This window comes from Bifidobacterium apri (assembly GCF_009299485.1).
Taxonomy (GTDB): Bacteria; Actinomycetota; Actinomycetes; order Actinomycetales; family Bifidobacteriaceae; genus Bifidobacterium; species Bifidobacterium apri.
Genome location: NZ_WBSO01000005.1, coordinates 93,421 through 105,605, shown reverse-complemented (window position 1 = coordinate 105,605; position 12,185 = coordinate 93,421). Strand labels below are relative to the sequence as shown.

General features: G+C 59.1%; 8 protein-coding genes and 2 tRNA genes. 5 read left to right on the top strand and 5 right to left on the bottom strand.

Annotated elements, in window-relative coordinates; all coding sequences use genetic code 11:
- Nucleotides 1–70: 70 nt before the first annotated feature.
- Nucleotides 71–2,827, top strand: a complete 2,757-nt coding sequence (locus tag DSM100238_RS05050; protein ID WP_152355598.1) for a phosphoenolpyruvate carboxylase — start codon at nt 71–73, stop codon at nt 2,825–2,827.
- A gap of 1,138 nt (nt 2,828–3,965) precedes the next feature.
- Here DSM100238_RS05050 and DSM100238_RS05045 read toward each other — a convergent pair.
- Together DSM100238_RS05045 and ahpC are read right to left on the bottom strand one after the other, a co-directional pair.
- A complete protein-coding gene (locus DSM100238_RS05045) occupies nt 3,966–5,759 on the bottom strand; it encodes an FAD-dependent oxidoreductase (protein ID WP_152355597.1) in 1,794 nt (597 codons plus the stop codon).
- Between the two features lie 139 nt (nt 5,760–5,898).
- Nucleotides 5,899–6,462 (bottom strand): alkyl hydroperoxide reductase subunit C, encoded by a 564-nt coding sequence (gene ahpC, locus DSM100238_RS05040; protein WP_152355596.1) that lies wholly within the window; start codon nt 6,460–6,462, stop codon nt 5,899–5,901.
- 363 nt (nt 6,463–6,825) lie between these two features.
- Between ahpC and DSM100238_RS05035 the strand changes: the two genes are divergently transcribed.
- A complete protein-coding gene (locus DSM100238_RS05035) occupies nt 6,826–7,590 on the top strand; it encodes a carbonic anhydrase (RefSeq protein WP_152355595.1) in 765 nt (254 codons plus the stop codon).
- 136 nt (nt 7,591–7,726) lie between these two features.
- A complete protein-coding gene (locus tag DSM100238_RS05030) occupies nt 7,727–9,097 on the top strand; it encodes a hemolysin family protein (protein WP_152355634.1) in 1,371 nt (456 codons plus the stop codon).
- 19 nt (nt 9,098–9,116) lie between these two features.
- Here the strand turns inward: DSM100238_RS05030 and DSM100238_RS05025 are convergent, their stop codons facing one another.
- Together DSM100238_RS05025 and DSM100238_RS05020 are read right to left on the bottom strand one after the other, a co-directional pair.
- Nucleotides 9,117–9,890 carry a M48 family metallopeptidase gene (locus DSM100238_RS05025; protein ID WP_240812355.1) on the bottom strand — a complete coding sequence of 258 codons (774 nt, stop codon included), beginning with the start codon at nt 9,888–9,890 and terminating at the stop codon, nt 9,117–9,119.
- Between the two features lie 70 nt (nt 9,891–9,960).
- Nucleotides 9,961–10,698, bottom strand: coding sequence for an SOS response-associated peptidase (locus tag DSM100238_RS05020; RefSeq protein ID WP_240812354.1), 738 nt, complete (start codon nt 10,696–10,698; stop codon nt 9,961–9,963).
- A 212-nt stretch (nt 10,699–10,910) separates the two neighbouring features.
- Between DSM100238_RS05020 and DSM100238_RS05015 the strand changes: the two genes are divergently transcribed.
- Both DSM100238_RS05015 and DSM100238_RS05010 read left to right on the top strand, forming a co-directional pair.
- Nucleotides 10,911–10,984: transfer RNA gene (locus DSM100238_RS05015), tRNA-Ile, on the top strand.
- Between the two features lie 44 nt (nt 10,985–11,028).
- Nucleotides 11,029–11,101, top strand: a tRNA-Ala gene (locus DSM100238_RS05010).
- A 488-nt stretch (nt 11,102–11,589) separates the two neighbouring features.
- Here DSM100238_RS05010 and mscL read toward each other — a convergent pair.
- Complete coding sequence (mscL, locus tag DSM100238_RS05005) at nt 11,590–12,057, bottom strand: large conductance mechanosensitive channel protein MscL (RefSeq protein ID WP_152355594.1); 468 nt, start codon at nt 12,055–12,057, stop codon at nt 11,590–11,592.
- Nucleotides 12,058–12,185 lie beyond the last annotated feature (128 nt).

Genomic DNA, 12,185 nt, shown 5'->3' with positions numbered 1-12,185 from the left:
CACCACAACCGTGGAGGAGCCACGGAAGACCGGCAGACCGAACAACCGAAGGTTTGGAAAAGGAGGTTCAATGACAACAGAAAATCAGCAAATCACGCCAGCCGACGCCGCTATCGTGACGTCCGGCACGGGCACCAAAGGCCCGGAAGAGCGTGCTCTCCCTGATTCGCTGAAGCACGACATGGATCTGTGTCTGCAGATCGTGCGCGAAGTGCTCGGCGAATTCGATCCCAAACTGCTCGAGACATTCGATACCGTCCGCCAATACGTGGCCGACGCCAGTGCCGAGCATTTCACCAACGTTCACTCAGATCCGAGCGAAGGACAGCGTGAACTGGACAAGGCAGTCGAAACCATCGACGCGATGAATCTGCACGATGCACAACTGCTCGCCCGCGCGTTCACCACTTACTTCCATCTGGCGAACCTGTGCGAAGAGAACTACCGCGTATCCGTGCTGCACAAGCGCGAAGCCGCAGTCGTCGGGAATGAAGCCGTCGATCCGGTCAACGAGATGACCAACGCCTATCACAAGCTCATCGTCGAGATGGGCCCGGCAAAAGCGAAGGAACTCCTCAACAAGCTCGAGTTCCACCCTGTGTTCACCGCGCACCCGACCGAAGCCCGCCGCAAGGCAGTCGAAGGCAAGATTCGTCGTATCGCCCAGCTGCTTGAAACCAACAAGCTGCTCGGCGGCTCCGACAAGAAGGAAAACTACCGTCGCCTGTACAACGAGATCGACGCGCTGTTCCGCACCTCGCCGATCGCGTTGAAGAAGCCGACGCCTGTCGAGGAAGCCGACACCATCCTCGATATCTTCGACAACACGCTGTTCGAGACGATTCCGCTCGTCTATCGTCGTTTCGACGATTGGATTCTCGGCGACAAGGCCGGGCTTGTCCCGCCGGTATGCCCCGCGTTCTTCCATCCAGGCAGCTGGATCGGTTCCGATCGCGATGGCAACCCGAACGTCACCGCGAAGGTCAGCCGTCAGGTCGCACGCAAGTTCAGCGATCACGTGATTGCCGCCCTTGAGGAAGCCTGCCGCACTGTCGGCCGCAACCTCACCATGGAAGCGGGAACCACGCCGCCGAGCGCCGAATTGAAGAACCTGTGGAACCACCAGAAGGAAATGAGCGAACGGCTCACATCCAAGGCGGCGCTGATTTCCACCAAGGAATTGCACCGCGCCGTGATGCTGGTGATGGCCGATCGTCTGCATTACACGATCGAGCGTGACGCCGACCTCATGTACAAGTCCTGCGACGATTTCATCGCGGATCTGCAGGTCGTGCAACGTTCCCTCGCCGCCGCAGGCGACCCGCGTGCAGCCTATGGCCCGCTGCAGGATCTCATCTGGCAGGCGCAAACCTTCGGATTCCACATGGTGGAGATGGAGTTCCGCCAGCATTCAGTCGTGCATTCGCGCGCGCTCGAGGACATCCGCGAGCATGGTTTGCACGGCGAACGCGGCGAATTGCAGCCGATGACCCATGAGGTGCTCGACACCTTCCGCGCGCTGGGTTCCATCCAGAAGCGCAACGGCATCAAGGCCGCCCGCCGCTACATCATCTCCTTCACGAAGTCCGCGCAAAACGTGCGTGACGTGTACGAGCTCAACCGTCTCGCCTTCGCCCATCCGGAGGACGTGCCGACCATCGACGTGATCCCGCTGTTCGAACAGCTTGAGGATCTGGAGAACTCGGTGGACGTGCTCGACGAGATCATCAAGATCCCGGAGGTGCAGGCACGCCTGAAAGCCACCGGCGGCAAGATGGAGGTCATGCTCGGCTACTCGGATTCCTCCAAGGACGCCGGCCCGACCACATCCATCCTCGCGCTGCATGAGACCGAAGGCCGTATCGCCAAGTGGGCCAAGGAACACGATATCGATCTGACGCTGTTCCACGGTCGTGGCGGCGCTGTCGGTCGTGGCGGCGGCCCGGCGAACCGTGCGGTGCTCGCGCAACCTGCCGGCTCGGTCAATTGCCGTTTCAAGCTCACTGAACAGGGCGAGGTCATCTTCGCCCGCTATGGCAACCCGGTGCTCGGCATCCGCCACATCGAGTCTGTCGCCGCGGCAACGCTTCTGCAGTCCGCTCCGAGCATCGACAAGATCAACACGGAGATGACCGCGAAGTACAAGTCGATGGCTGATGAGCTCAACGAGACCTCGCACGAGCGCTTCCTCGATCTGCTGCACACGCCGGACTTCGCCGAATGGTTCTCGACCGTCACCCCGCTTGCCGAGGTCGGTCTGCTGCCTATCGGCTCCCGTCCTGCCAAGCGCGGCCTGGGCGCCAAGTCGCTGGACGATTTGCGCACCATCCCGTGGGTGTTCGCATGGTCGCAGGCGCGCATCAACCTCGCCGCATGGTACGGCCTGGGCACAGCGTGCGAGAAGTTCGGCGACCTCGATACCCTGCGCAAGGCGTATGAGGAATGGCCGCTGTTCTCCACCTTCATCGACAATATCGAAATGTCGATTGCAAAGACCGATGAGCGTATCGCCAAGATGTATCTGGCACTCGGCGATCGCGATGATCTGCGCGACAAGGTGCTCGACGAGATGCGTCTGACCCGCAAGTGGGTGCTGCGCATTGTCGGCGACGCTTGGCCGCTTCAGCACCGTCACGTGCTTGGTCAGGCCATCAGGGTGCGTTCCCCGTACGTGGACGCCCTGTCCGTCACCCAGGTGCTGGCGCTGCGTTCGCTGCGTCGCAAGGTGGACAAGGAAGAACTCAGCCAAAGCCAACAGGCAGAGTTCATCTACCTGATTCTGTGCACCGTTTCGGGTGTCGCTGCAGGCCTGCAGAACACGGGCTGATTCCGATTTCCGACCAGTGCAAACGAGAAGGTCTCGTACCCTGTGGGGTGCGGGACCTTCTCGCGTATTCGGTGCTTTTGCGTGTGGCTGGCGGGCGACTGGCGCGTGACTGGCGCGTGACTGGGGACGATTGGCGGCGATTGGTCGGCGATGGTCGAGCGCGATTGGCGCGTGATGGTCGGCTGCATGGTCTGGATTCCGTCTGCTGCACGATTCGCATCCAACGACATACACAACACTTCAGAAACCCTGACCAAGCAGCGCTGACAACCACAACAACCGTGTTGCGATTGTGACGGCATACACAACACCCTCCAAAAACCCTGATCAAGCAGCGCCAACAACCATCAAAACCATGTCACGCATACGACGACATACGCAACACGCCAGATCCGTCGCAGTTTTGCCCGCAGCCGCACAAGCGCCCTAGCACATCATCGGATACCGTCTATTCCCCGGCATCGATATGGGATTTCTCACGCGATGTGCGATTCGGCTCATAATCTCCCATCGGGCTGATGAGGGGTGCTCCGTCATTCCAACGTTTTTCTTGGCGGATTATCACCGAATCCGGCTCTCACAGATAATCTCCCGGGAGATTATCCGCCGCAGCGCAATCATCGACAAAAGTCCCGCCATCACCATCGAAAACCGACCGCCGCTCGCTAAACAATCGCGCCCGTCGTATGGGATGATACCCACACGACGGGCGCGATTCGGCGTATAGGAAAAAACGTGGTGCTTTAGACTTCGTTTTTGGCTATCCGACGTGTCCTTTGCGGATGTGGAATCCAGTCTCGACGGCGGGGTCGTCCCTGTTGTACGACTGGATGCCGTTGTCGTAGTTGCTCCCGGTTTTGGGTTCGTCCTGCACGGCCGGTGCGTCCGTTCTTCTTCATCGGCGTGCCGCAGACAGGGCACCTGCGTGCTTTTCTTGATTTCGTCCTAATGCGATATATGCAACGACGACGGGCGGCACGACATCCCCGATAGGCGGGGATTAATAAGCGAATGATTAATCACCTCGCGACACACTTACTCCTGCAAAGGCTCGACCGCATCATTAGCACCACGTTTTTTCCTATACGCCCGCGATTCAGATGGGTGCGATGCCAACCCAACATCTGCACGAAAGAAATCAGGCTCCCAGCAGATCAAGCATCTGCGGCACCGACTTCTTGCCGAACTCGATGGTCGGCGAACCCGCGGCATCAGCATCAGCACCGGCACCATGCCGAGTGATGACCATGCATGGCACGCTCATCACATTGAACTTGTCCTTCAGCTCAGGGAAATGCGCGATATCGTATGCTTCCGCCCGCACATTCGGGTTCGCCGCAGCGATCCGCTGGGTCGCGAGCACGGTTTCCGGGCACATCGTGCAGGTGAGCGAAACCAGCAGCATGACGTCAACCGGCGTGCTGATGGAAGCAATCCGCTCAGCGGTGTCTTGATCAAGCGCCTGCCCAGGACCAGCCACATTGTACAAAGCAAGGACGAAGGAGTTGAACTCATGCCCGCTCGGAACACCATGGAAGGCGATACCGGTTTCCTGCGGCTCGCCGTTCGCTCCGACCGTGCACAACCGCACGTTCGGCCGCGCATCCGGCAGGGAGTCATCGAGTGACGTCTCACCAGCATCAGCCGAAGCCGTATCGACCACGGTACTCAGCTTGCCGCCGCTCAACGCCACCATTTCACCGATGAACGCTTGCAATTCTTTGGACAGCGGCGAATCATCAAGCTCGAGCTTCAACACGAGCGGACGCGCCATCCGCGAGAATACGACCGCAAGCTGTTGACGGATCGCATCGTCGAAGAACGCATGATTACCGGCGCCCGATGCGGAAGAAGCACCGCCGGCACGCTGTGGCGCCGGAGCCGGAGCCGGAGATGTTCCCGACGCGCTGGCGGCCTTCGCGGCCTTCTCCTCCTGCTGCTCGTATGCGGATGTCGTCGGGCGCGGCGGCACCAGTCCGGTCTTCTCACTCAGCTGCTTCGCATAGCGTTCCAGCTCAACCGCGGCAATCGCGCCATCGGCAGTCGCCGTGACCACTTGGCGCAAGTTCTTGACCCGCAGATCGCCTGCCGCGTACACGCCAGGAACCGAGGTCTCCAAGTAGCCGTGCGTGACCACATATCCGTGGTCGTCAAGCTCAACAACACCGCGAACCAGCTCGGTCTGCGGCACATAGCCGGCGAACACGAACACGCCGAATGTCCCACCATCCGCAGGCTTCCATACGGTGGTTTCGCCGGTTTGCGTATCGCGCAGTGTCGCCTCGGTCAGCCCGCCAGAACCGGCGGCGACCCCTTCGAGCTGCGTATGGTACCGCACTTCGATCTTGGGATGGTTCTTGGCTTCGGCTGCGACAGCAGCGTCACAGGTGAAATCGCCTTCACGCACGAGGATGGTGACTTTGCTGGCGTATTTTGTCAGGAATACGGATTCTTCTGCCGCCGCGAACCCGCCACCGACCACGATGACCTCACGGCCATTGAAGAATTCACCGTCGCACGTGGCACAATACGCCACGCCACGCCCGGCATACTCTTGTTCGCCGGTAAAACCGATTTTGCGCGGTGAAGCGCCGGTCGCGATAAGGATGCCGAAACAGCGGATATCCCCACGATTGGTGTGGACGACTTTGATGTCACCGTCCACGTCCAACCCTGTTGCTTCGGCGACTTTGAATTCCGCTCCGAAATTCTGCGCCTGCTTGCGCATGGTCGCAGTGAGTTTTCGGCCGTCAGTGCGTTCGACACCCGGATAGTTCACCACTTCGGATGTGATGGTGATCTGCCCGCCGAAATCCGCCTTTTCCAGTATCAGAACGCGATATCGTGCACGCGCCAAATACAGGCCTGCGGTCAGACCGGCAGGGCCGCCACCGATGACCACGACATCATACAAATCATCTTGCTGTTGCATTGTCAGCTCCTCGTATCGTACCGATTACGGGTTCATATGACGGGTGCCGCCGCCTGGCGCAGCCACAAACCTGACTGGTTGCAATGGCGCGACCGGCGACGGCACCCGGGGTAGGGATTTTCAGCTGATCGGCCGGATGTCACAGCTGGCCGACAAGGTCAAGCGACGGCGCGATGGTAGCCTCGCCCGGCTCCCACTTGGCGGGGCACACTTGATCGCCGTGCTCGTAGACGAACTGGGATGCCTGCACGCGGCGCAGCAGTTCTTCGGCGTTGCGTCCCACGTTGGAGGAAATCACCTCGTAAGCGACGACCTTGCCTTCCGGGTTGATGATGAAGTCGCCGCGTTCGGCCTGGCCGAGCTCCTCGTTGTAGGTGTCAAGGTCGCGTGCGAGCAGTGCGGTCGGGTCAGCGAGCATCGGATATTGGATTTTAGCGATTTTCTCGTTCGCGTCATGCCACGCCTTGTGCACGAAATGCGTGTCGTGGGAGACGGAGTAGATTTCGCAGCCGATCTTCTTGAACTCTTCGTAGTGGTCCGCGAGGTCTTCAAGCTCGGTCGGGCAGACGAAGGTGAAATCAGCCGGATAGAAGAAGAACAGGGACCAGTGGCCGAGCACGTCAGCCTTGGTCACTTCGTGGAAATCGTTGTCCTGGAACGCCTGGACAGTGAAGTCGGTCAGTTCATGTTGCAGTAGTGTCATGGTGCACCTCGTCGTCTCGTTGTTCGATGCTGACGGGCTTTGCGCACGGCCCGCCTGTGTACGGGCCCGGAGGTTCCGGCCCCGCGTGGCTCCCATGCTAGACCATGACCGATGGAAAAACTCGGATTTCTGCTGTGGCAATCATCACACTGTGTCGTGCTTGACATCCATGCGCTGCACAGCGATACTGTCGTATTTTCAAGCCGATGATGGCAAGAGTCTCGCCACCGTAACCGGTGGAGCGGTTGCCGGTTGCCGTCATCCCGCCGGATGCACACAGTTTGGACGCGTTGAATCTGCTCAGCCCACGGCATAGCCAAATCCGCGATACGATGGCAACGCACATCACAGGCAGGAGATTCCATGGCAGACCAGACACACAATGATGACGTCCAGCACGAACCGACCGCAACTTCGACGTGGAGCCGTCTGCTCGCCGGTAACCGGCGTTTCGCTCAAGGCAAGATGACACACGCCTGGCAGGATCGTGAAACCCGTGAATCATTGCTTGATTCTCAGCGTCCCGATGCGGCTGTGCTGTCTTGTTCGGACTCCCGGGTGCCGCCGGAGATTATCTTCGATGCCGGTCTCGGCGATATGTTCACGGTTCGGACAGCGGGGCAGATCATCGATGATAGTGTGCTTGCCTCGCTCGAATACGCTGTTGACAAGCTGCATATCAGTCTGCTGGTCATTCTCGGGCATCAGCACTGCGGTGCCATCCAGGCCGCGGAAACGCAGCTTGGAGCGCTGGCGACGCGTGTGAGGCATGGCGATGATTCGCTCGAAACCGCGCAATCGCTGGCATCCATCATCGATGAAATCGAAACGATGAATGACGCGCAAGCCGCAGAAAGCGCGCAAGATCAACTGGAAGAATCCTTGGAACATCTGGTCGCCGAAGCGCCTTCCCCGATTGTGCGGTCAGTCGGCCCGTCCGTCCTTCAGGCATATGAGGCGCAATTGCGCAATCACGAGGATATCGAACGCGTGCATATCGCCCATACCATCGAGGAACTGGTCGATCGTTCGCAACCGATTCAGCAAGCTCTGGCGGATGAGCGCCTGATGCTTGTCGGGGCACGCTACTGCATGGATTCCGGCCTGGTGGAAGTGTTGAGCTTCTAGCGACCCCACCCCGTAATTTCGGACGAAAGCTCCACGCCGACCATCTGGATTGCCACGGCGTTCCCACTCGCCAGCGTCTCACAGTCTCGCACGGCAGGATCGCCGCTTGACCGACGCTTCTTCTAGAGTGGAAGCCATGTCGTCACTGTGGTTGAATGTCCTGCTGATCTTCGTATTTCTCGTGCTCGGATCGGTGTTTTCAGGCACCGAGCTGGCTTTAGTGAGTCTGCGCGGGTCGCAGCTTGATCAGATGGAGCAGGAGGATGCCCGTGGGGCGCGTGTCGCACGAATCGCACGCGACCCCAACACCTTCCTGTCCACGGTGCAGCTCGGCGTCACCCTGTCTGGATTCCTCTCGGCGTCCTTCGGCGAATCGGCAATATCTCCAATGATCGTGCCTGTTGTGGTCGGCTGGGGTGTTCCGCAGCATATCGCCGCACCGCTGACCACCATCGTGTTGACGCTTATCATCTCCTACTGCTCAATCGTCATCTCGGAAATGGTGCCGAAACGTATCGCCATGCAGCGCACCGAACAAATCGCACGCGCGGTGGTGCCTGCAATCGACGTGTTCGCGACCATCTGCAAACCGATCAACTGGCTTATCGGCAAGAACACCAATGGTTTGGTCCGTCTTCTCGGCTTCGATCCGAACGAGACGGAGAGCGAGGTTTCCGACGAGGAGCTGCGTGTGCTGGTCAACACGAATACGCGACTCGGCAAGGATGAACGCACCATTCTGGACGACGTATTCGACGCGTCTGAAACGATTGTGGCCGAAGTGATGCGACCGCGCGCCGATGTCATCTTCCTCGAAGGCGACATGACCATTGAGGATGCCGCCGCATACGTGCGCGAAATGCCGTATTCCCGGTATCCGGTCACCGGCAAGGATTTCGATGACGTCCTTGGCTTCGTGCATGTGCGCGACCTGCTGGATGTGCGCGACCCCCATGCGAAAACCGTGGCGGATATCACACGCGAAGGCATCTCCCTGCCGGGCACGTCGAAGTTGCTGCCCAGCCTTGAACTACTGCGCAAACGCGGCATTCACCTTGCCGTGGTCATCGACGAATACGGCGGCACGGACGGCATTGTGACCCTCGAGGATATGACCGAGGAACTGGTCGGCGATATCCATGACGAGTATGATCTGCCGGAAACCAAGGACGGTAAAACTGCTCCAGATACGGCTTTCGTCAATGGTGTGGCGACGATCGACGGCGGCATGACCATCGAGGATTTCGCAGATTTGACCGGTATCGAGCTCGAAGATGGGCCGTATGAGACGGTCGCCGGGTATTTTCTCGCGCACACCGGCAAGATGGGCGCTGTGGGCGATATTCTGCACTCTGATGACGGCTATGACATGATTGTCACGAAGGTCGACGGACGTCGGATTGAGACCATCGAAGTGCGTAAAAGCGGTTCGCCCGACCATGTGGAGATCGCCGACAACGACAAATCCTCAAAGGCGGGCGAGCCAAGCGACAACATCGCAGGTTAGGCAGCACTCACGCACAGCCTTATAGCACGGCGTATTGGTTGAGTTCCCGACGCAGGTCACGCCATCCGGGCAGGAACCGGTCCATCAGCTGCTGGAACCTCGGTCCATGGCCGCCCACCCACAGGTGGGTCATTTCATGGACCAGCACATATTCCAGGAATCGCGGTTCCATCAGTCCCAGTTGCAGGTTCAGCCGGATTCGCCCTGTCGCGGGGGTGCACGACCCCCAGCGCGACCGCATGATGCGGAATGTGATGCGCGTCGGCGAGCGCCCGATTACGCGCGTCCAATGGTCCAGCAACGCGGGAAGCCGCTGTTCCAGCGTGTGCCGGGCATACCGTTGGACTTCATCGGTCCACACCGTGGCATCTGCGTGTCCGCTTCTTGGAAGCTGTCTGTCTGGATTGTGCTGTCCGTCGTCTCCCGAATGGCTTTCCCGCCCCGGCTGCCCGTCGGCTTGTGTCACTGTCTGGGTTTGGGATGGCAACCGTTCACCGGTTGCTATCCGCTTATCGTCTTCGTCCACGGCCTCGATCAAATGCCGCGTCTCGCGTTGCATGTACTGGATTTTTCGTTGCTGGGCGCGGATCCACTCCTGTCTTGCATGGACGAATGTCACGATTTGCCCGGCGGATATGCGTGCGGGGGCGGTCACCCGGATGTCGCCGTTTGGCGGCTGGACACGCAGATACATATTGCGGATCGGCTTGCGGATCACCGTGACTGTCATTCCGTCGATATCGATGGTGTCGGTCGAGATGACGCGCCTTGAGACGCGGCGTCGGTAGGTCACGGCATGGGTCCTTTCTGTTTTCCGGTTCCTCATACGGTATTCGTATGCGACCGGATGGTACGGTCCGCGGTCAGAAGCGCAACATCATGTCATCATACGGCTCGGTGAGTTCCGGACCGTCACCGTGCAACGGCGCGACACGGTGGCACGCCAGCAATGTCTGCGACAACGCCGCCCCGCGTGAGGATGCCGCGGGGAGAATATCATCTCCGGGAATGTCGCGATTGAGCCATTCCTGAGCGTGTTGCGTGTCGGTCAGCACTGGCATCCGATTGTGTACCTGCGCGGCGATGCCGACCGAGTCACGCGTCAGGATGGTTGCGGTGAGCAGCCACGTGGCATGTGCTTGTTCCCGGGGCTTCCACCAGGAATACAAGCCAAGCAGCAGCAATGGATGGTTGTCGTTCGCATGGAAGTAGTAGGGTTCGCGATCCGGCGTCCACTCGTAGTAGCCAGATACGGGGATGATGGCGCGATTATGTTTGGCAGCTTGTGCGAAGGTCGGTTTGTCAAGCGCCGATTCGATGCGCGCATTGAATGTGGGGTAGGGGAGTTTCTTTGATTCGGCGGCGGGCGGAATCAGCGACCAGTAAGCCGGGGCAAGGTGATTGACGCCATGCGCGTCTTGTCCGACGATTGCTATGGTTTGAGTGGGACTGATGTTCCATGACCGTTTCGGCAATCCGGCGGACGGTTGTGCGTGCAGCATCTGTGCAATTTCAGGGTAATCAAGCTCTGCCGCGAATCGTCCACACATGCCCATCAGCGTAGTCGATGCCGAAGAAGTGCCGGCGTCTAAGCATTGCATGCCGGGGTTCGCGCGGGCACCGTTAACGGTGCTTACCGCCCGATGTGCTGCAGGGATGCCCGTCATGACATCGATGCATCAGCATGTCCGTCAGGTGCGAATAATCAGACAACAACCGATCAGATCCAATCCCGACACGCCGGATGGACCCAGGTTGACGGAAGTCCCAAATATGGTATTATATCTGCTTGTGCGCTTTTAGCGTATGGATCGGGCCCGTAGCTCAGGTGGTTAGAGCGCATCCCTGATAAGGATGAGGTCGGAGGTTCAAGTCCTCCCGGGCCCACGTCGAAAAAATCAGCGGCCAGCGAGCCGCTCTTTTTTTCACACGGGGCTATAGCGCAGCTGGTAGCGCATCTGCTTTGCAAGCAGAGGGTCGCCGGTTCGAACCCGGCTAGCTCCACAACAGAAACCCCCGGAATCCTGAATTCAGCAGAGTTCCGGGGGTTATCGTATTTCCCACGTATTCCACCCACAAACCAGCTACGCACAACCGCCGCCTATCGAATTCCCAACCTTCTGCCGACACTGACAGGGCTCTCAGCGTCGGCAGAAGCAGGCGGGGACGACAGTTCCAGTACATCCCTGCCGCCCACCCCCACAAACCAGCTACGCAAACAGCCTCCCAAGCGTAGACAGTTTGGAATCTCTCACAAACCAGCCACGCTCAAGAGCCCTCCAACATCACCAGTTTGGAAACACCCACAAACCAGCCACGCTCAGGAACCCGCCAACATCACCAGTTTGGAAACACCCACAAACCAGCTACGCAAACGGGCACACAGGCGTAGACAGTTTGGGAAGGTCGGGGTTCAGGGTTCAGGGTTCGAGGTTCAGAGGTTCAGAGGTTCAGGGGTCAAGGTTCAGGGTTCGGGGTTCGGGTTTCGCGTGTCAGCGCACGCCAGACGGAATATCTGCGGCGGCTTCCCCATTCTGCTTGGCAAGCTGGTCACGGATCTCACGCAGCAACAGCACGGTCTCTTCGTCGTTGCTCAGCTTCTGTTCCTGCTCTTCTTCAGCCTTGGCGTCCGCTTCGCCTTTGGCCTTGGCAATCAACGCCTCCGACATATCCCGCAGCTTGTTGATCGGCACCAGAATGCAGAAGTACACAGCCGCCGCAACAATCAGGAAGTTCAGCAGCGCGCTGAGAATCGCGCCGAAGGACACGGTCGCACCATTGAAGGTGAAGGCGAGCAGCCCGTCCATATTGGGTTTGCCGAAGATCATGGCGATGAGCGGGTTGATCAGGTTGTTGACGATGGAGTTCACCACAGCGGTGACTGCAGCGCCCATCACTACACCGACGGCCATGTCGATCATGTTGCCACGGGCGATGAATTTCTTGAATCCGTCTATCATTGTTGTTCTCGATTCGTATGAATGTGACTGATGGTCATACTGGATGGTTCCAATGTTGTCCGTTTACCGGCATTCAGGACGACAATTCGTCAGGTGGTGCGCCGCCGGCGTCCGCCAAGGGAAATGCA